At 74.0% G+C, this 18690-nt stretch carries 18 protein-coding genes; 8 read left to right on the top strand and 10 right to left on the bottom strand.

The features are described from left to right. Together D7223_RS03870 and D7223_RS03865 are read right to left on the bottom strand one after the other, a co-directional pair. Complete coding sequence (locus tag D7223_RS03870) at positions 1 to 1332, bottom strand: low temperature requirement protein A (protein WP_120724822.1); 1332 nt, start codon at positions 1330 to 1332, stop codon at positions 1 to 3. Between the two features lie 46 nt (positions 1333 to 1378). Beyond that, positions 1379 to 1957, bottom strand: a complete 579-nt coding sequence (locus tag D7223_RS03865) for a TetR/AcrR family transcriptional regulator (protein WP_120724820.1) — start codon at positions 1955 to 1957, stop codon at positions 1379 to 1381. A gap of 184 nt (positions 1958 to 2141) precedes the next feature. Here D7223_RS03865 and D7223_RS03860 point away from each other — a divergent pair, with 184 nt between their 5' ends. Beyond that, on the top strand, positions 2142 to 3089 hold the full coding sequence (locus D7223_RS03860) for an SDR family NAD(P)-dependent oxidoreductase (RefSeq protein WP_120724818.1): 948 nt from the start codon (positions 2142 to 2144) through the stop codon (positions 3087 to 3089). Between the two features lie 60 nt (positions 3090 to 3149). Here D7223_RS03860 and sucB read toward each other — a convergent pair whose 3' ends face one another. Together sucB and lpdA are read right to left on the bottom strand one after the other, a co-directional pair. Further along, positions 3150 to 5030: a 2-oxoglutarate dehydrogenase, E2 component, dihydrolipoamide succinyltransferase gene (gene sucB / locus D7223_RS03855; RefSeq protein WP_120724816.1), complete on the bottom strand. Its 1881-nt coding sequence runs from the start codon at positions 5028 to 5030 to the stop codon at positions 3150 to 3152. A gap of 72 nt (positions 5031 to 5102) precedes the next feature. After that, positions 5103 to 6494 carry a dihydrolipoyl dehydrogenase gene (lpdA, locus tag D7223_RS03850; RefSeq protein WP_120724814.1) on the bottom strand — a complete coding sequence of 464 codons (1392 nt, stop codon included), beginning with the start codon at positions 6492 to 6494 and terminating at the stop codon, positions 5103 to 5105. Positions 6495 to 6671: 177 nt separating this feature from the next. On the opposite strand from lpdA, the gene D7223_RS03845 reads away from it, so the two are divergent. Next, on the top strand, positions 6672 to 7001 hold the full coding sequence (locus D7223_RS03845; RefSeq protein ID WP_120724812.1) for a hypothetical protein: 330 nt from the start codon (positions 6672 to 6674) through the stop codon (positions 6999 to 7001). Between the two features lie 59 nt (positions 7002 to 7060). On the opposite strand, the gene D7223_RS03840 is transcribed toward D7223_RS03845, so the two are convergent. Further along, the gene (locus D7223_RS03840; protein WP_120724810.1) at positions 7061 to 8620 is read right to left on the bottom strand and encodes a leucyl aminopeptidase; all 1560 of its coding nucleotides are present in this window, start codon (positions 8618 to 8620) and stop codon (positions 7061 to 7063) included. Positions 8621 to 8781: 161 nt separating this feature from the next. On the opposite strand from D7223_RS03840, the gene gcvT reads away from it, so the two are divergent. Continuing rightward, positions 8782 to 9906 carry a glycine cleavage system aminomethyltransferase GcvT gene (gene gcvT / locus D7223_RS03835; RefSeq protein ID WP_120724808.1) on the top strand — a complete coding sequence of 375 codons (1125 nt, stop codon included), beginning with the start codon at positions 8782 to 8784 and terminating at the stop codon, positions 9904 to 9906. Between the two features lie 27 nt (positions 9907 to 9933). Here gcvT and D7223_RS03830 read toward each other — a convergent pair whose 3' ends face one another. From D7223_RS03830 to D7223_RS03820, 3 genes are all read right to left on the bottom strand, one after another. Beyond that, positions 9934 to 11229: a DUF2314 domain-containing protein gene (locus D7223_RS03830; protein WP_120724806.1), complete on the bottom strand. Its 1296-nt coding sequence runs from the start codon at positions 11227 to 11229 to the stop codon at positions 9934 to 9936. 66 nt (positions 11230 to 11295) lie between these two features. After that, on the bottom strand, positions 11296 to 12069 hold the full coding sequence (locus D7223_RS03825; protein WP_120724803.1) for an adenosylcobinamide-GDP ribazoletransferase: 774 nt from the start codon (positions 12067 to 12069) through the stop codon (positions 11296 to 11298). Further along, the gene (locus D7223_RS03820) at positions 12059 to 14005 is read right to left on the bottom strand and encodes a bifunctional adenosylcobinamide kinase/adenosylcobinamide-phosphate guanylyltransferase (protein WP_120724801.1); all 1947 of its coding nucleotides are present in this window, start codon (positions 14003 to 14005) and stop codon (positions 12059 to 12061) included. Before D7223_RS03820 ends, D7223_RS03825 begins: the two co-directional genes overlap by 11 nt. Before the next feature lie 159 nt (positions 14006 to 14164). Here D7223_RS03820 and D7223_RS03815 point away from each other — a divergent pair, with 159 nt between their 5' ends. Together D7223_RS03815 and D7223_RS03810 are read left to right on the top strand one after the other, a co-directional pair. Then, positions 14165 to 14365: a hypothetical protein gene (locus D7223_RS03815; protein ID WP_120724799.1), complete on the top strand. Its 201-nt coding sequence runs from the start codon at positions 14165 to 14167 to the stop codon at positions 14363 to 14365. Beyond that, positions 14362 to 15162, top strand: a complete 801-nt coding sequence (locus tag D7223_RS03810) for a site-2 protease family protein (protein ID WP_120724797.1) — start codon at positions 14362 to 14364, stop codon at positions 15160 to 15162. Before D7223_RS03815 ends, D7223_RS03810 begins: the two co-directional genes overlap by 4 nt. Positions 15163 to 15205: 43 nt before the next feature. Here D7223_RS03810 and D7223_RS03805 read toward each other — a convergent pair whose 3' ends face one another. Further along, the gene (locus tag D7223_RS03805) at positions 15206 to 16204 is read right to left on the bottom strand and encodes an aldo/keto reductase family protein (RefSeq protein ID WP_120724794.1); all 999 of its coding nucleotides are present in this window, start codon (positions 16202 to 16204) and stop codon (positions 15206 to 15208) included. Positions 16205 to 16213: 9 nt separating this feature from the next. Beyond that, a complete protein-coding gene (locus tag D7223_RS03800; RefSeq protein WP_120724792.1) occupies positions 16214 to 16882 on the bottom strand; it encodes a TetR/AcrR family transcriptional regulator in 669 nt (222 codons plus the stop codon). Between the two features lie 109 nt (positions 16883 to 16991). On the opposite strand from D7223_RS03800, the gene D7223_RS03795 reads away from it, so the two are divergent. Genes D7223_RS03795 through D7223_RS03785 form a run of 3 tightly spaced genes read left to right on the top strand, consistent with a single transcriptional unit; the run spans position 16992 to position 18642 of the window. Further along, the gene (locus tag D7223_RS03795) at positions 16992 to 17471 is read left to right on the top strand and encodes a cupin domain-containing protein (RefSeq protein WP_120724790.1); all 480 of its coding nucleotides are present in this window, start codon (positions 16992 to 16994) and stop codon (positions 17469 to 17471) included. Between the two features lie 35 nt (positions 17472 to 17506). Next, positions 17507 to 18085, top strand: a complete 579-nt coding sequence (locus tag D7223_RS03790; protein WP_120724788.1) for a hypothetical protein — start codon at positions 17507 to 17509, stop codon at positions 18083 to 18085. Further along, entirely contained in the window at positions 18082 to 18642 is a 561-nt protein-coding gene (locus D7223_RS03785; RefSeq protein WP_120724786.1) for a hypothetical protein, read from the top strand. Before D7223_RS03790 ends, D7223_RS03785 begins: the two co-directional genes overlap by 4 nt. Positions 18643 to 18690: the final 48 nt, after the last annotated feature.

Below are 18690 nucleotides of genomic sequence, written 5' to 3'. Positions count from 1 at the left end.
TCAGGTGGAGGGCTCGTCCGGGGCGGGTTCCTTCCACCGTGCCCGCCAGGCCGCCTCGTGCGCCTCGTGGCTGGTGCGCTCCTCGAAGATCGTTGTCTGGAGGGCGCGGCGGGCCTCGGCGAACACCACCACCTCCGTCGCCACCAGCCCGACACAGATGGCGGTGAGCAGGGCGAGGGTGGCCAGGCCGGGCAGGTGCATCCCGGCCGGGATCGCGGCCAGCAGCAGCAGTACGGCGACCACCCGGGTCCAGGAGACGGTCCGCAGGGTCCGGAGCTGGAAGAGCATGTTCGTGGACAGGTAGCAGGCCACCCCGCCGAAGAGCAGCGGCACCGCCGGCCCGTGCGCCGGCTCGCCCAGCGGGATCTTCTGGTCGGCGATCTCGTGCACGATCTCCTCGGCGCCGAGGGCGAACAGGATGATCCCGGCGATCATCGGCAGGTAGAGATAGGCGTAGGCGTCGCGGGCCATCGCCACCCGGGGCCGGCCCTGCGCGGCGTGCAGCGCGATCCGGGCCGCCGGCCCGATCATGTCGTAGTGCGCCCACCAGAGGGCGGCGGTGAAGACGATGCCGAGGACGGCGGCGGCCACCGCCGGCCAGGTCGGTGGCTGGCCGAGCAGGTTGCTGCCGACTCCGACGGAGATCACCGACTCGCCGAGGGCGATGATCAGGATGAGGTCGTACCGCTCGGTCCAGTGCTCGGCCGAGGCGACCCCCCAACCCCAGGTGCCGGCGATCAGCCCGGTGGCGTACTGGAGCAGCACGACCGTCAGCCACAGCACGTCCCGGACCATGGTGGCCTGGTCGGGGTCGGCGATCCGGGCGGGGACCAGCGCGGCGGCGCCCAGCAGGACGGTGCTCAGGACGATCTCCGGCGTGAAGCGCCGGAGCTGGCGGCGCTCGTGCGGGCTGTCCCCGGTCATGTGCCGGTAGAGCACCAGGTGCACGACGCGGATGACGACGTAGCTGATCGCCACCACCGCCGGCCCCGCCGCGCCCTCGCGCGGGTCGTCGAAGGCCTGCGGCAGGGCGAGGGCGAAGCTGAACAGCGCGGCCATGCTGATCACCATCAGCACCGGCACGAAGCCGACCCCGAGCCGGACCCGGGTGGCGACCACACTGTGGATCACCCAGCACCACCAGAGCACCGCGAGCACCAGCAGGGCGTGCAGGAGCTGCCGGCCGTTGATGTCCATCGCGGTGGCCCGGGTGATGATGAAGAACGAGAAGACGAAGACCAGGTCGAAGAAGACCTCGAACTTGTCCACCCGGGCGCCCGGCGCGACGGCGACGGCGGGCCCCAACCGACCGCGCCACCGGATGCCGCCCACCGATCCACTCTGTCAGTGGGCCGGCGCGGGCGGGACCGGAATCGTCTCAGCCGCCCGCCCGGTACCGCAGCCCGTCCAGCAGCAGGTCCAGCAGGCGACCGGCCTGGTCCCGCTGCTCCGGAGCGCCGGCGGCGAGGGAGACGCCGCTGAGCGCGGTCAGCACGTCGGCCGCGGCGGCGTCGGGGCGTACCGTCTTGGCGGCCACGCCCGCCGCCAGCAGTTCGCCGACGGCGGCCAGCAGCCGGTCCCGGCTCTGGGCGAACGGGTTGGTGCCGGCGGCGATCACCAGCCGCAGCGCGTCGGCCATGCCCCGCTTGGTGGACAGGTAGTCGATGAAGAGGTCCATCCAGGCGCGGGTGGCCGGCACCGGGGGCAGCCGCTCCAACAGCTCCCCGGCGGCGTCGCACAGCTTCTCCAGCTCGTTGCGGTAGGCGGCCTCGACCAGTGCCTCCCGGGTCGGGAAGTGCCGGTAGAGGGTACCGATGCCCACGCCGGCGTCCCGGGCGACGGCGTCGAGTGTTACCTCCGCGCCGCCCTGGGAAAACGCCCGGACGGCGGCGTCGAGCAGGCGCTCGCGGTTGCGCTGCGCGTCGGCGCGCAACGGCCGTCGGCCGGGCTCGGGCACGTCTCCTCCTGCTCGCCGGGCCGGCGGGGATCGGCCGGCGGGACGCCGAATCCGCGCTCCGGGCGGATCGGACTGGCAAACGGAGGAACCTCCGGTTAGTCTCGACCGTAACGGAGGATCCTCCGCTTCACATCGTAGCGGTTCGGGCCGCGCCCGCCGCACCCATGCGACCCAAGGACGGATCATGACCACCAGCGCACCTGTCCAGACACCGTTCGACGCCCGGTCCACCGCCCTGGAGGTCGTCCAGGGCATCGACCTCACCGGACGCCGGGCCGTGGTGACCGGCGGCGGATCGGGCATCGGCGTCGAGACCGCCCGGGCGCTCGCCGCCGCCGGCGCCGATGTCACCCTCGCCGTCCGCAAGCCCGACCAGGGCCGGCAGGCCGCCGAGGACATCGCCGCCAGCACCGGCAACGACCGGATCCTGGTCGCCCCGCTCGACCTCGCCGACCAGGCGTCGGTGGCCGCCTTCGTCGGCACCTGGGACGGCCCGCTGCACATCCTGGTCGACAACGCCGGCATGATGGCCTCGCCCGAGATGCGTACCCCACAGGGCTGGGAGATGCAGTTCGCCACCAACCACCTCGGCCACTTCGCGTTGGCCACCGGCCTGCACCGGGCACTCGCCGCGGCCGGGGGAGCGCGCGTGGTCTCGGTCAGCTCGGCGGCCCACCTGCGCTCCGACGTGGTGTTCGACGACATCCACTTCCAGCGGCGGCCGTACGAGCCGTGGGCCGCGTACGGGCAGTCGAAGACCGCCAACGTGCTGTTCGCCGTGGCGGCGACCCGCCGCTGGGCCGACGACGGGATCCTGACCAACGCGCTGATGCCCGGCGCGATCCGGACCAACCTCCAGCGGTACGTCAGCGAGGAGGAGCTGAACCGGCTGCGCGCCTCCAGCGGTGGCGGCGCCGCGAACTGGAAGAACGTCGAACAGGGCGCCGCCACGTCGGTGCTGGTGGCCACCTCGCCGCTGCTCGACGGCATCGGCGGACGCTACTTCGAGGACTGCCAGGAGGCCGGGCCGAACCAGCCTGGCACCCGCACCGGGTACGCCCCCTACGCCCGTGACCCGGAGGCGGCCGAGCGGCTCTGGCGGGTCTCCGAGGAGACGCTGAAGAACGCCTGACGCCGACCACGCGTGAGGGGCGCCCCGATCCTCCGGGGCGCCCCTCACGCGTACGTGGTGCTACAGGCCCAGCTCGGCCTCGAAGTTGCCGGCCTCCAGCCGCTCCTTCACCGCCACCAGGAACCGGGCGGCGTCCGCGCCGTCGATCAGCCGGTGGTCGTAGGAGAGCGCCAGGTAGACCATCGACCGGACCGCGACGACCTCGCCGAGGTTGGGGTCGTTGACCACGACCGGCCGCTTGACCACGGCACCCGTGCCGAGCATCGCCGACTGCGGCGACGGCACGATCGGGGTGTCGAACAGCGCACCCCGGCTGCCGGTGTTGGTCAGCGTGAAGGTCGCGCCGGCGATCTCGTCCGGGCTGATCTTGTTGGTCCGGGTGCGCTCGGCCAGGTCGGCCACCCGCTTGGCGATGCCGCCCAGGTTGAGGTCACCGGCGTTGTGGATGACCGGGGTCAGCAGGCCCCGCTCGGTGTCCACCGCGATGCCGAGGTGCTCGGCCTCCGGGTAGGTGATCGTGCCCTCGGCCAGGTCCATCCGGGCGTTGACGACCGGGTAGGACTGCAACGCCTCGACCGCGGCCAGGGCGAAGAACGGCAGGAAGGACAGCTTCACGCCGTGCCGCTGCAGGAACGAGTCCTTGGCCTGCGCCCGCAGCTTGGCGATCTTGGTGACGTCCACCTCGATCACCGTGGTGAGCTGTGCCATCTCGTGCAGCGACTCGTGCAGCCGGGTGGCGATGGCCTTGCGGATCCGGGGCAGCTTCTCGGTGGTGCCCCGCTTGCCGCTCGGCTGCGGCTTCTCCGCCGGCTTGGCCGGGGCCGCCGCGGCGGGCTGCTGCGCCGCCGGGGCCGGCGCGGCCTTCGCCGCCTTGGCCTTCTCCGCCGCCTCCAGCACGTCCTGCTTGCGGATCCGGCCACCCACGCCGGTGCCGTTGAGCGAGGACAGGTCCACGCCGTGCTCGCCGGCCAGCTTGCGGACCAGCGGGGTCACGTAGCCGGCGGCCTCCTCGCCACCACCGGATACCGGGGCGGACGGGCGCTGCGGCGAACCGGTCGGCGCGGACGGCTGCGCGGCCTGCTCGGCCTTGGCCGGCTCGGCGGCCACCTCGGCCTCCGCGGACGGCTCGTTGTAGGACATGCCCGGGGTCGGCTCGGACACCGCCGGCTCGGGCTTGGTCTCGGCCTTCGGCGTCGGCTTGGCCTCGGGCTCCGGCTTGGCCTCGGGCTCCGGCTCGGCCTCTGCCTTCGGCTCGGCCTTGGGCTGCGGCTCGCCCTGGGCCGGGGCGGCGCCCTCGGCCCCGATCACGGCCAGCTCGGCGCCGACCGCGGCGGTCTCGTCCTCAGCGACCTTGATCTCCAGGACCGTGCCCGCCACCGGCGACGGGATCTCGGTGTCCACCTTGTCGGTGGAGACCTCCAGCAGCGGCTCGTCCACCTCGACGGTCTCGCCGACCTGCTTGAGCCAGCGGGTGACCGTACCCTCGGTGACGCTCTCGCCCAGGGCCGGCATGGTGACCGGGGTGCCCTCGCCCGACGGCGCCGGCGCGGCCTGCGCCTCGGCCTTCGGGGCCTCCTCCTTCGGGGCCTCGTCCTGGGCCACCTGGTCGGCGGTGCCCTCGGCGGCGGCCGTCGGCTCGGCGGCCGGCTCGACCTGCTCGGCCGGCTCCTCCTTCGGGGCCTCGCCGCCGCCGGAAGCGCCACCCTCGCCGTCGATCACGGCCAGCTCGCTACCGACCTCGGCGGTCTCGTCCTCGCCCACCACGATCCGGGTCAGCACGCCGGCCGCGGGGGACGGGATCTCCGTGTCGACCTTGTCGGTCGACACCTCCAGCAGCGGCTCGTCCACCTCGACGGTGTCGCCCTCCTGCTTGAGCCAGCGCGTGACGGTGCCCTCGGTGACGCTCTCGCCGAGCCGGGGCATGGTGACCGATACCGGCATCTTCTATGACTCCTTCATTCCCTGGTGCGATCTCGCCCGTCAGCCGCCGGACGCCGCGGAATCAGTTCTCGATCAGGCGTGTGCGTGCAGCGGCTTGCCGGCGAGGGCCAGGTGCGCCTCGCCCAGGGCCTCGTTCTGCGTCGGGTGCGCGTGCACGAGCTGCGCGACCTCGGCCGGGTACGCCTCCCAGTTGTAGATCAGCTGGGCCTCGCCGACCTGCTCGCCGACCCGGGCGCCGACCATGTGCACGCCGACGACCGGCCCGTCCTCGACGCGCACCAGCTTCACGAAGCCGGTGGTCTTGAGGATCTGGCTCTTGCCGTTGCCACCCAGGTTGTAGTTGTAAGTCTTGATCTTGTCGGCGCCGTACTGCTCCTTGGCCTTCGCCTCGGTCAGCCCGACCGACGCCAGCTCCGGGTCGGAGTAGGTGACCCGCGGGATGCCGGCCTCGTCGATCACGGCCGGGTTCTGGCCGGCGATCTCCTCGGCGACGAAGATGCCCTGCTGGAAGCCCCGGTGGGCGAGCTGGAGGCCGGGCACGATGTCGCCGACGGCGTACACGTTCGGCACCCCGGTGCGCAGCCGCTCGTCGGTCAGCACGTAGCCGCGGTCCAGCTTGACGCCCTGCTCCTCGTAACCGAGGCCGGCGGTGTTCGGGCCGCGCCCGACGGCGACCAGCAGCAGCTCGGCCTCGACCGTCTCGCCGCCGGAGATGGTGACCTTGACGCCGTTGTCGGTCTTCTCGACCTTCTCGAACGGCTTGCCGACCTTGAAGTTGATCTTCCGCTTGCGGAAGGCCCGCTCCAGCGCCTTCGACGACTCCTCGTCCTCGGCGGCGACCAGCCGGGGCAGCGCCTCGACGATCGTCACGTCCACGCCGAAGGACTTCCAGACGCTGGCGAACTCCACGCCGATCACGCCGCCGCCGAGCACGATCGCCGAGGCCGGGACCCGGTCCAGGGTCAGTGCGTGGTCGCTCGTGATGATCCGCTCGCCGTCGACCTCCAGGCCGGGCAGGCTCTTCGCGTACGAGCCGGAGGCCAGGATGATGTTGCGGCCGGTGTACCGCTTGCCGTCCACCTCGACGACGTTCTTGCCGACCAGCTTGCCGGCGCCGGCCACGAAGGTGATGTTCTTGGCGCCACCGACCAGGCCCTGCAGGCCCTTGTACAGCCGGGCGACCACACCGTCCTTGTACGAGTTGACCGCGGTCATGTCGATGCCGTGCAGCTCGGCCTTCACACCGAACTGCTCCGACTCGCGGGTCTGGTCGGCGATCTCCGCCGCGTGCAGCAGCGCCTTGGTCGGGATGCAGCCGTTGTGCAGGCAGGTGCCGCCGAGCTTGCCCTTCTCGATCAGGGCGACGGAGAGATCCAGCTGGGCGGCGCGCAGCGCCGCCGCGTAGCCGCCGCTGCCACCTCCGAGAATGACGATGTCGAAGGTCGCTTCGTTCGGCTCGCTCACGTCCAACTCCCAGGTCGCGTCGCTGCATCGAGGGTTACGGGGGAGTAACAGGCACACCCCACCTCGGTCATCTTGTCACCACTGGCCGCAGGCCGCGTAGTGAGGTGCCCAACGACACGTCAGAGGCACGTACGCTTGGCACCGGCTTCGATGACGAGGTGGAGGGGGAGACGACCGGTGGGACTGTTCCGACGACGGAAGAAGGTGGGCGCGGTCAGCCTGGACCGGGCCGCCGACCGTGCCGATCTGGACCACCTGGAGAACTTCGTCCGGACCCGGAAGGGCGTCGAGGCGTACATCGAGCCGCGGACCACGGTCACCGAGACCACGGTCATGCTGATCGCCGACGACGGGGAGTGGACGCGGCGTCGCATCGACGGCCCCGACGGTGCCCGCCGGTTCGCCCACCGGCTGGGGATCCCGATCTACGACGTACGCCTGATGGGCTACCCGCAGCGGATGCGGGACTACAACGAGCGCCGCAAGCGCCGCCCCGAACTCTTCTGACCCGTACGCGTGAAGAAGGGCCCCCGGTGTCAACCGGGGGCCCTTCCCTACACCACACCTCAGCCGTTGGCGGCCACGTCGTCGACCAGCTGGAGCAGGGTGCGGACCGGAACGCCGGTGCCGCCCTTGGTCCAGTAGCCGGTCGCCTCACCCGAGTGGTAGCTCGGGCCGGCGATGTCGATGTGCGCCCAGGCCACCTCGTCGGTGACGAACTCGCGCAGGAAGACGCCGCCCTGCAACATGTGCCCGGCCCGGTCCATCCCGGCGTTGACCTGGGAGATGTCCGCCACGTCGGACTCCATGCCCTTGCGGACGTCGTCCGGCAGCGGCATCGGCCAGGCCGGCTCGCCGACCGCGTCGCCGGCCGTCCGGACCCGCTCGCACAGCTCGGCGGTGCCCATCACCCCGGAGATGCGCTTGCCCAGCGCGACCACCTGGCCGCCGGTCAGGGTGGAGGTCTCGAAGAGGTAGTCGCAGCCGTCCGCGCAGGCCCGCGCGATCGCGTCGGCCAGGATCATCCGGCCCTCGGCGTCGGTGTTGAGCACCTCCACCTTCTTGCCGTTGAACATGCTGATCACGTCACCCGGCCGGTACGACGTGCCGGACGGCATGTTCTCCGCCATCGGCAGATAGGCGGTCACCGGCACCGACGGCTTCAGCGCGGCCACCGCCAGCATGGTGGCGGCCACCGCGGCGGCGCCGGCCATGTCGGACTTCATCTCCCACATGCCCTGCGCGGGCTTGATCGAGATGCCGCCGGTGTCGAAGGTGATGCCCTTGCCGACCAGCGCGACCCGCTTGCCGGTGCCGCCGCCGGCCGGGGTGTAGGAGAGCTTGACCAGGCGCGGCGGGGCCTCGGAGCCCTGCCCGACGGCGATGATGCCGCCGTACCCGCCGGCGGCGAGCGCCGCCTCGTCGAGCACCTCGACGTCCAGTCCGGCGTCCCGGGCGGCACCGGCTACCGCGTCGGCGAAGGCCGGCGGGCGCAGCTCGTTCGGGGCGGTGTTGACCCAGTCCCGGGTCAGCCGGACCGCGTCGGTGACGGCCTGCGCCCGGGCGACCTCGGCGGTCGCCGTCGCGTCGGCGGCGTCCGGCACAGCCACCAGCACCTCGGCGACCGGCTCCCGGCGGGTCGGCTGCGGCCGGGTCTTGTAGCCGGCGAAGCGGTAGCCGCCGAGCAGCGCGCCCTCGGCGACCGCCCGCAGCGCGGCCGGGGCGTCGTCGTCGTCGGGCAGCGGCAGGGCCAGCGCCACCCGGCCGGCGCCGGCCAGGGCGCGGACGGCGGCGCCGGCGGCCCGGCGCAGGGTCTCCGGCGCGGGTGCGGCACCGGTCGGCTCGGGGCCGAGGCCGACCGCGGCGACCACCGGAGCGGTGATCGTGCCCAGGGTCGCGAGCTTGATCACCTCGCCGGGGCCGCCGGTCGCACCCAGCAGCGCCAGCGTCTCGGTCAGCCGGCCGTCGAAGGCGGCGGCGATGCTCTCCGCACCGCTGCCCAGCAGCAGGGCGCCGGGCGGGTCCTGCTCTCCGGTCTGGCTGTGCACGCCGATCACGATCGCGTCGACGGCGAGTTCGGCGGGGTCGGTGTCGACCAGGCTCAGGGTGGTGCGGGGCGATGTCACTGAAGCTACTCCGGGCGGGCCGGGCCGGGCGCGTCGTCGCGTTCCGGCGGTGGAGGTCTCCGGCGGAACCTACCCGCCGGACGTCTGGGTTGTCCCGCCGACGGATCCGACGGGTCCCGCCGATGCTAACCAGCCCCTCCGACCCCGGTAAGTTCCCACCCATGACCGACGTGACCTCCGACGCCGCCGCGACCCGGCTGCGTCGATCCCCGCTGCACGAGCGGCACACCGCCCTCGGCGCCAAGTTCGCCCCGTTCGGTGGTTGGGAGATGCCCCTGGAGTACGCGGGCGGCGGGGTGCTCAAGGAGCACGTCGCGGTGCGCACCCAGGTCGGCGTCTTCGACGTCTCCCACCTGGGCAAGGCGCGGGTGAGCGGGCCGGGCGCGGCGGAGTTCGTCAACTCCTGCCTCAGCAACGACCTGCGCCGGATCGCGCCGGGCAAGGCGCAGTACACCCTCTGCTGCGACGACGCCACCGGCGGCGTGGTGGACGACATCATCGCCTACCTGCATGCCGACGACGACGTCTTCCTGGTCCCGAACGCCGCGAACACCGCCGAGGTGGTGCGCCGGCTGCGCGGCGCCGCGCCGCCGTCGGTCACCGTCACCGACGAGCACGAGGCGTACGCGGTCCTGGCCGTGCAGGGTCCGCGCTCGGCGGACCTGCTGGGCGCACTGGGCCTGCCGACCGGGCACGGGTACATGAGCTTCTCGACCGGGTCGGTGGCCGGCGCCGAGCTGACCGTCTGCCGCACCGGCTACACGGGAGAGCTGGGCTACGAGCTGGTGGTGGCCGCCGAGCACGCGGTCGCCGTGTGGGACGCGCTGTTCGCCGCCGGTGTCGACCTGCGCGCCTGCGGCCTGGCCGCGCGGGACACGCTGCGCACCGAGATGGGCTACCCGCTGCACGGGCAGGACCTGTCCCTGGACATCACCCCGGTGCAGGCCCGTTCGGGCTGGGCGGTGGGCTGGGACAAGCCGGCCTTCTGGGGCCGGGACGCGCTGCGCGCCGAGAAGGCCGCCGGCCCCCGGCGTACGCTGCGCGGCCTGGAGGCCGTGGACCGGGCCATCCCGCGCCCCGGCATGGCGGTCTACTCCGGCGACACCCGGGTCGGCACGATCACCAGCGGCACCTTCAGCCCCACCCGGAAGCAGGGCATCGCCCTGGCCCTGGTCGACACGGCGGCGGAGCTGGCCGACGGCGCCGAGGTCCAGGTCGACATCCGCGGCAGGCGCGCCACCATGCGGCTGACCCGCCCCCCGTTCGTCGAACCCTCGGTGAAGTGACCCGCGCGGGGGCCGGAGCGACGGGGGTCAGAGCGGCGGGGCGGGGCGTTCGCCGGCGTCGAGGACGGCCTGGGTCCAGCCGCCCTCGATGACGCCGGTGCCGTCCAGGACCGCCCAGTCGACGACGTCGGTGGCCGCCACGACCACCGGGGAGCCGATCCGCACGGTGGGGTCGGTGTCGGCGTCACTGGCGCTGGCCGCCTCGATCCGTTCCGGGGTCTCCCAGGAGGTGACCCCGGCCCACACGAACTCCGGGCCGTCATCACCGGGCAGTCCGTACTTGACCACCAGCTGCGTCTCCGGCGGCAACTGCCCGGCGCGGAAACGCGCCCGGATGTCGCCCAGGCTGGCGCGGGCGGTGGCCACCGCCGTGCTCATCGCGTCGCCGCTGCGGGCGTACCGCACGTCGGGCTGGATGCCGGAGAAGAGCGTGGCGCAGGCGGCGGCGAAGTAGCGGCCGTCCGGCCCGGGGTGCCCGGCCGGCGGGCGCAGGCTGAGGAACGAGTCGGCGTCCGGGTCGGTGGCCGGGTCCAGTTCCAGGCGCAGCAGCACCGGGGCGGTCGCGCCGTGCTGCTCCGGGTTGCCGTACGCCACCGCGATGTCGTGCCCGGTCACCGTGGCCAGCACCGGAAGCTGCACGAACGCGGGCACGTCCTCGCCGGTCAGGCCGTCGGTCCAGTCCCGCAGCAGCCGCCGCGCGGCACCGGTCATCACCGCGCCCCAGGCCCGGGTCAGGTGGTCCGGTACGCCCTGGGTCTGCAACTCCAGCAGCCCGAAGCGCCGCAACCCCTTGGTGGTGAACCAGAGGCCCTCGGAGTCCGACGAGTACGGCACCAGCACCCAGTCGACCAGCCGGATCCGTCCCTGCGCGTCGGGCAGCGAGCGCAGCGCGGTCGCCGGGTCGAGGAACTGCAGGCCGAACACGTCCACCACGTCGGAGTCGACGGTGTCGGCGACCGCGGCGGCCACCGCCCGCGCCGCCCACTCGTGCGCCGGCGGCCACCCCGGCCGGTACTCGGCCTGCACCACCACCAGGTGGGTCGCCGCGGCCAGCCGGGCCAGTTGCTCCTCGGTCGCGCCGAACGCGGTGAGCAGGTCCGGCGGCAGCGCGGGGAACTCACCGATCGGGCGGGTGTCCACGGACATCAGCGGGCTGTCCAGCATCTGCCGGGCCAGCCCGAACACCGGCTCGGCCAGCCGCCCGGTGAGCCGCTGCACCGCCGTCTTCGTGCCCACCGCCGGCAACCCGGACATCGGCACCAGATAGGTCGCGCTCAGCGACTCCGGGACCGGTACGGGCAGGAAGTCGTCCGTGATGAGCATGTCTCCCCCGGGGTGGCCGCGCCGGTGCTGTCGGTCCCTGACGCTACCCGGCGCGCCGGGCGTCGCTCAGCCGGACAGCACCAGTCCCAGGTACACCAGCGTGGTGGCCACCTCCACCGTCGCGCCGAGCACGTCGCCGGTGATGCCGCCGAGTCGGCGTACCACGTGTCGCAGCAGCCCCACCACGACGGCGAGGGCGGCGGCGACGGCGAGCGGCCCCTGCCACGGGCGGTCCGGCGCGGCGGCGAGCGCCACCAGCGCGACGGCGGCCGTCCCGGCGACCAGCGCGACCGGGCCGACGGTGCCGGCGACGAGCGCGCCGAGGCCGTCCGGGCGGGCCGCCGGGACACCGCGCCGGCAGGCCACCGTCACCCCGAGCCGCCCGGCCGCGGTCGCGGTCACCACCGCCGCGAGCGCCGCCGGCCACGACCGAGCGGCCAGGTCGGCGAGGGCCGCGGTCTGCACCAGGAGTACGACCACCAGCGCGACCACCCCGAACGGGCCGACGTCCGGCTTCTTCATGATCTCCAGCGCGGCGGCCCCCCGCCGGTACGACCCGAGCGCGTCCACCGTGTCGGCCAGCCCGTCCAGGTGCAGTCCGCGGGTGAGCAGCGCGCCCACGCCGACCGTCACCCCGGCGGCCACCAGCGGCGGCGCGACCGCGCCGAGCAGCAGCAGAACCCCGGCCAGCAGGGCGCCGAGCAGCGCGCCGACCGCCGGGGCGAGGGCCATCGCGGTGCCCGCCGTGGCGCGGTCGATCCGGCCGGCGCGCACCGGCAGGGTGCTGAACGTGGTCAGCGCCAGCCGCGCCCCGTCGGCGAGCCGGGACTCAGCCGGCACGCCAGCCGGTCGGGTCCGCCGGCTCCGGTTCGGTGCTGGTCGGGCCCGGCCCGTCCGGCTCCGGCTCGCGGAAGTCCGGCTCGTCGTCCGCCGGCTCGTCGTCCTGGTCGCCGCCGAGCGCCGGGTGGGTGGGCAACGCGGCGGCCAGCGCCAGCACCGAGCGCAGCAGTGGCAGCGCGGCCAGCGCGTTGGCGCCCTCGCCGAGGTCGAGCCGCAGGTCGAGCAGCGGGGTCAGGCCGAGCACGTCGGCGGCGAGCCGGACGGCGGGGTGCCCGCCGTGGTCGGCGAGCAGGCACCAGTGCCGGGCCTGCCCGGCCAGGTCGCGGCTGACCATCCCGGCGGCCACCCCCACCGGGCCGTCCACCATCACCGGCAGCCGGCGGGCGGTCGCGCCGAGCAGCACGCCGGTGGCCACCGCCACGTCGCCGCCACCCAGTTCGGCCAGCACGTCCTTGGCGCCGCGCGGGGAGCGTCGGGTGCGGTGCAGCGCGTCGCGGACCGCCGCGCAGCGGACCATCCACGCCGCGTCGTCGTACTCCCCGGCGCCGTTGAGCACCCGGCCCAGCACCGCCGGTGGCTCGGCGCCGGCCGTCGCGGCCAGCACCGCCGCCGCGGCGGCCTCGGTGCCGGCCCCGCACGCGCCCAGGACCAGCAGGCGTACGCCCGCGTCGGCGGCCTGCTCGGCGAGCCGCCAGCCGTGCCGCAGGGCCGACTCGACCTGCTCCGGGGTCAGCGCCGGCGCGGTCTCGATCGGGCCGGCCGTCGGGGCGTCCACCACCTGGAGGCTGGCGCCGGACTCGGCGGCGAGCCGGGCCAGTGCCCCCTTGCCGGCGCGGGCCTGCCGCGCGCGGCGGGCCGACTCGCCGGGCACCGTGCCGGCGGCGGCACCGCCGGAGTGGTCGCCGTGCACCAGCAGCACCCGCACCGAGTCCCACGGGACCGGGGTCGGGGTGCCCTGGGTGGCGGCGGCGAAACCGACCACCCGGTCCAGCACGCCGAGACCCGCGCCGGGGACGTCCAGGGTGGCCAGGCGGTCCACCGCCTGCGGGCCGGCGTACTCGTCGGGCATCGGCAGTTCCATGCCCGGCTGGATGACCAGTCCGGTGGCGAGCATCGGCAGTGCCATGGTCGGCGCCGACCAGGGCGTGCCGGCGTCGGCCGCCGGGGACGGCTCCGGCGGGAGCGTCGGGGTGAGCACGTCCGGCAGCGCGGCCGGCTCCGGCGCGGCGTGCTGCGGTCCGGCGTGCTGCGGTCCGGCGTGCTGCGGGGCCGGGCCGTGCGGCGTCGGGACCGCGGACGGGCTGCCCGGCGCCGGGATTCCGGCGGTGCTGCCCGGGGCCGGGATTCCGGCGGTGCTGCCCGGGGCCGGGACGGTGGCCGGCCGCGGCGCGGCCGGCTTGAGCCAGGCCGGCTGGCCGGCGACCACCAGCACCACCGCGTCGCAGGCGTCGGCGACCGCGCGGTTGGCCGCGCCGAGCGCGTCGGTGAACGCCCGGCCGAGCGGCGTCGTGGGCACCAGGGAGAGCCCCACCTCGGGGCTGACCAGCACCAGGCGGGCCGGGGATTCCCGGATCGCGGTGGCCAGCTCGGCGATGGTGGCGGTGTCGTCGGCCGGCTGGTGGGCCGGGTCCAGCAGTACGGTCACCCAGCCGCCGAGGTCGTCGACGAGCAGCGTCTCGTGCGGTTCGGCGGAGGCGATCACGTCGGCCAGGCGGCGCGGGTCGCCGGCGGTCTCCTCGGTGGTCCAGGTCTCCGGGCGACGGTTCCGGTGCGCCGCCAACCGGGTGGCCCACTCCGCGTCGTCGGCCTCCGCGTCGGCAGCGGTGGCCACGTAGCGGACCTGGGGGGCGTCGGCGACCAGGGACTCGGCGAACTCGGACTTGCCGGACCGGATGCCGCCCAGCACCAGGACCGTGTTCCACCCGTCAACGGACATGCCCCGTACCTTAGAGCCACTCGGCGATGTCCCGCCTGGGAGGTGCCGCACCGCCCGGACCCGGCGGACCGCCCACCGCCGGCCCGGCCCACCGGATCGATCACGGACTACGCTGGCAGGGGCGTCCCGGACGGGACGGCGGCGAGGGGAGACGCGCAGATGGCGTGGAGCTGGCGGTACGAGGGCACGAACGGCGCGGCGGTGGAGGGACCCGCCGAGTCGTTCAGCAGCCAGGCGGACGCCGAGTCCTGGATCGGCCAGAGCTGGCGCGAGCTCGCGGCGGCCGGCGTCACCTCGGTCTGTCTGGTCGAGGACGACCGGGTGGAATACCGGATGAGCCTGCTGCCCCCGGCGGAATGACGGCCGCCGACCGCCCGGGGAACGAGCCGCTGCTGCTCGGCGTGCCCCGGGCGGCGTTCCGGCCCAGCCCGGTCTTCCTCGCCCTGGTCGCGTTGTTCGCCACCAGTGGAGTGCTCACCTGGAACCAGGTCGGCAACGTCCGGCTCGACGTGTTCCTGTTCGTCGTCTCCGGGTGGCTGGTCTCGCTGTGCCTGCACGAGTACGCCCACGCGATCGTGGCGTTCCGGGCCGGCGACCGCAGCGTGGCGCACCGCGGCTACCTGACCCTCAACCCGCTGAAATACAGCCACCCGCTGCTGTCCATCGCCCTGCCGGTGGCGGTGGTGCTGCTCGGCGGCATCGGCCTGCCCGGCGGGGCGGTCTGGGTGGACCGGCACGCCATCGGAGGGCGGCTGCGGCACACCCTGGTCAGCCTCGCCGGCCCGGCCACCAACGTGGTGTTCACCCTGGTGCTGGTGAGCGCGGTGGCGCTGGGCGCCGGTGGGAGCGGGCCGGTGGAGTTCTGGGCGGCGGTGGCACTGCTCGCCTTCCTCCAGCTCACCGCCAGCGTGCTCAACCTGCTGCCGGTGCCCGGCCTGGACGGCGGCAACATGCTGCAACCGTGGCTGAGCCCGCCGTACCGCCGGATGTACGACCTGTTCGCCCCGTACGGCTTCGTCCTGCTCTTCCTGCTGCTGTGGAACCCGCAGATCGGCGGCGCGTTCTTCGACGCGGTCTTCGCCGTCGGTGACCTGCTCGGCCTGCCCCCGGCCCTCTACTCCTACGGCCTGGACCTGGTCCGCTTCTGGCAGGGGTGATCCCGGTCCGGCCGACCCTCAGGTCCGGCCGGACCGGGACGGATCACGGACGTTGGGCGGGGGACTCGGTACGCGACGCGTCGCGCTCGGTCACCGGCTCCACGATCTCGTCGATGGCCTTGAGCAGGTCGGCGTCGAGCTTCACGCCGGCCGCCTTGACGTTGTCGTGCACCTGCTCCGGGCGGGACGCGCCGACGATCGCCGACGAGACGTTGGGGTTCTGCAGCACCCAGGCGATCGCCAGCTGGGCCATGCTGAGCCCGGCCTGCTCGGCGAGGGGCTTGAGCCGCTGCACCCGGGTGAGCACGTCGTCGGTCAGCCACTGCGCGATGAACCCGGCACCGGACTTCTCGTCGGTGGCCCGGGAGCCGGCCGGTGGCGGCTGGCCGGGCTGGTATTTGCCGGACAGCACGCCCTGCGCCATCGGCGACCACACGATCTGGCCGACGCCCAGCTCCTCGCTGGTCGGGACGACCTCGGTCTCGATGACCCGCCACAGCATCGAGTACTGCGGCTGGTTGGACACCAGCGGGATGCGCAGGTCCCGGGCGAGCGCGTGCGCCTCGCGGATCTGCGAGGCCTTCCACTCGGAGACGCCGATGTAGTGCGCCTTGCCGGAGCGTACGACGTCGGCGAAGGCCTCCATCGTCTCCTCCAGCGGGGTGCTGTAGTCGTAGCGGTGGGCCTGGTAGAGGTCGACGTGGTCGGTGCGCAGCCGACGCAGCGAACCCTCGATCGACTCCATGATGTGCTTGCGGGACAGGCCCCGGTCGTTGCGACCGGGCCCGGTGGGCCAGTAGACCTTGGTGAAGATCTCCAACCCCTCGCGCCGCTCGCCCTGCAACGCGCGCCCCAGCACGTCCTCGGCGCGGGTGCCGGCGTACACGTCGGCGGTGTCGAAGGTGGTGATGCCGGCGTCCAGGGCGGCCCGGACGCAGGCGAACGCCGCCTCCTCCTCGACCTGCGAGCCGTGGGTGATCCAGTTGCCGTACGAGATCTCGCTGACCATCAGGCCGGAACGGCCCAGGTGTCGGAATTCCATTCCCCGACCCTATCCCCGCTGCCCGGGTAGCAGGACGTCGCACATTCGTTCGGCGAGCCACCGGCGGAAGGACTCCTCTGTCCACCCGCATCGCAGCACGAGCGCCCCGTAGTGGGCCGGGTCGTTGTAGAACCACAGCTCGTCGACCGCCCGCTCGACGTCGGAGCCCTGGCGCAGCGCGGTGTCGAGCGTGCCGAGTCGCTCGACGACCATCCGCGCTCCGGCCCGCCGGTTGCGCAGCAGCGTCTCCCAGATCTCCGCCAGTTCCGTCGTCTCGTCGGCGGCCCGCCGCACGATCTCGAAGACCCGTGCCGCCCGGCCACCGATCAGCGTGCACACGCCGGCGTACCCGTCGAGCACGCCCTCCGGCGACCGCGCGTCCCAGACCGGGCGGAACCAGGGGCGCTGGGCGACCGGCACGGGTTCGTCGTCACCGGCCAGCGTCTCGTCCAGCACCTGCCGCAGCAGCGCCGCCTTGGAGCCGAACGTGGCGAACACGGTGGGGCGGGCCACGCCGGCCGCGGCGGCCACGTCGGCGAGCGACGTCGTGCCGTATCCGTGCGCGACGAAGAGTTCGGTGGCCGCCCGGACCACCGCCTGCCGGGTACGGCGGGCGCTCTCCTCCCGCACCCGGGACCGGTACGGGCGGGTCGGCTTCTCGTCCTTGACTTCGTCCATGACGGCGCGATACTAACAGTACATCGATCAGACTCACGGCTATCGAATAAAGTTTCGGCTATCAAATAGCCGTGCGCTCGGTGAACCGTGCCACGAAGAAGGAGGGGGCATGACCGTCCAGCCCTACGTACGCCGATCGGACCAGGGCACGCCGTACTGGTTCCTCGGCAACCTGGTCACGCTCAAAGCCGCCGGTGCCGACACCGGAGGGCGGTTGACGGTGGCCGAGTTCCTCAACCCACCCGGCTTCGCCCCGCCCCTGCACCGGCACCAGGTGGAGGACGAGATGTTCTACGTCATCTCCGGCACCGCCCGGTTCGAGTGCGCCGGGGAGTCGCTGCACGCCGGGCCGGGCGACTTCGTCCTGCTCCCGGTCGGCGTACCGCACACGTTCGTGGTGGGCCCGGACGAACCGCTGCGGGCGCTTCAGATCACCACCCCGTCCGGGTTCGAGGGGTTCGCCGCCGAGGCCGGTGTACCCGCGCCCGAGCGGCGGCTACCGGACCCGGCCCCGGTCGACCCGGCATCGCTCGGGCACGCCGCGGCCCGGCACGGCATCGAGTTGCTGGGACCGCCGCCCCGCGGCTGACCGTCCACCGTCGACCGACCTCCTGGGGAGCAACGATGAACACACCACCGGCCACCGTCGCCTGGACGCGCCGGCGGGTCCGGCCGGCCGGACCGCGATGGGGCGCCGCCGGCGTACTCCTGCTGCTGGGCCTGTCCCTGGCCGGCTGCGCCGACGAGCCGGACGACGCCGGCGCACCGACCGGCGCGGTCGGGCGGCCCGCCGCGACCAGCGGGCCACCGACCGGTCCCGACCGCGCCGACGACGAGGTCGACGGGTGCGCACTGCTGACCGACGCCGAGGTCACCGCGGTGATCGGGCGGCACGACGGCGCCGAGGCGGGTGCCGACGGCTGCGTGTGGGAGAACCCCGACAACGCCCACTCGGTCACCCTGTCCGTGGGACGGCCGGGCACCGCCACCGGGGGTGCGCTGCCCGCCCCGGACCCGATCCTCGGCACGCCGGAACCCGGCCCGGACGGGATCCGGTTCCTCCTCGACGAGGCCGAGTTCGCCGCCGCCGACCGGCTGTGCACGCTCCGGGTGGTCACCTCGGTCACCGACGACGGCGACCGGCCCGCGATGGTCCGGCTCGCCCGCCTGGTGCGGGACCGGGTGCCGGGGGGACCCCGATGAGGCCGGTGGCGCGGCGGGCGGCCTACCCGCTGGTGGCACTGCTGCTCGTCACCCTCGCCGGCTGCGGACGGACCGAGCCCGACCGCTCGGCGGCGCCGCTGCCGACGGAGGGCACGGCCGGGGTCCCGGACGCCGTCCCGCCGGATCCGGTCGACACCGGGGAGGCTCCCGAGGCGGCCGTCTCGCCGGACCTCGACCCGTGTGCCGTGGTGACCGAGGCGGAGGCCGAACGGCTGGCGGGGACACCGCTGGACGGCCCGCGCACCGCTCCGTCCGCCTGCACCTACACCGGCCCGGCCGGTGGCCCGACGGCACAGGTGGAGGTCTACCTCGGTGCGGGTGCGAAGAAGCAGCTCGACATCGAACGGGAGCTGGGGCACGAACTCCGCACGCTGGCCGGGGTCGGCGACGAGGCGTACCTCTGGCCCGACGGCGCCATGGTCTTCGTCAACCGGGCCGGTCGGTGGGTGTCGGTCCGGCTCGTCACCCTCGACGACCCGGCACGGCACCGCACGTCCCTGACCGACCTGGCGGCCACGGTCGCCGGCCGGATCTGACTCCGCGAGGACGGAGCGGTGTCCGCCCGGCGGTTCGCCCTCACGCCA

The organism is Micromonospora endolithica (genome assembly GCF_003626595.1).
GTDB lineage: Bacteria > Actinomycetota > Actinomycetes > Mycobacteriales > Micromonosporaceae > Micromonospora > Micromonospora endolithica.
Note: the sequence above shows the minus strand (reverse complement) of the source record. Positions and strands in the feature narration are given on the sequence as shown.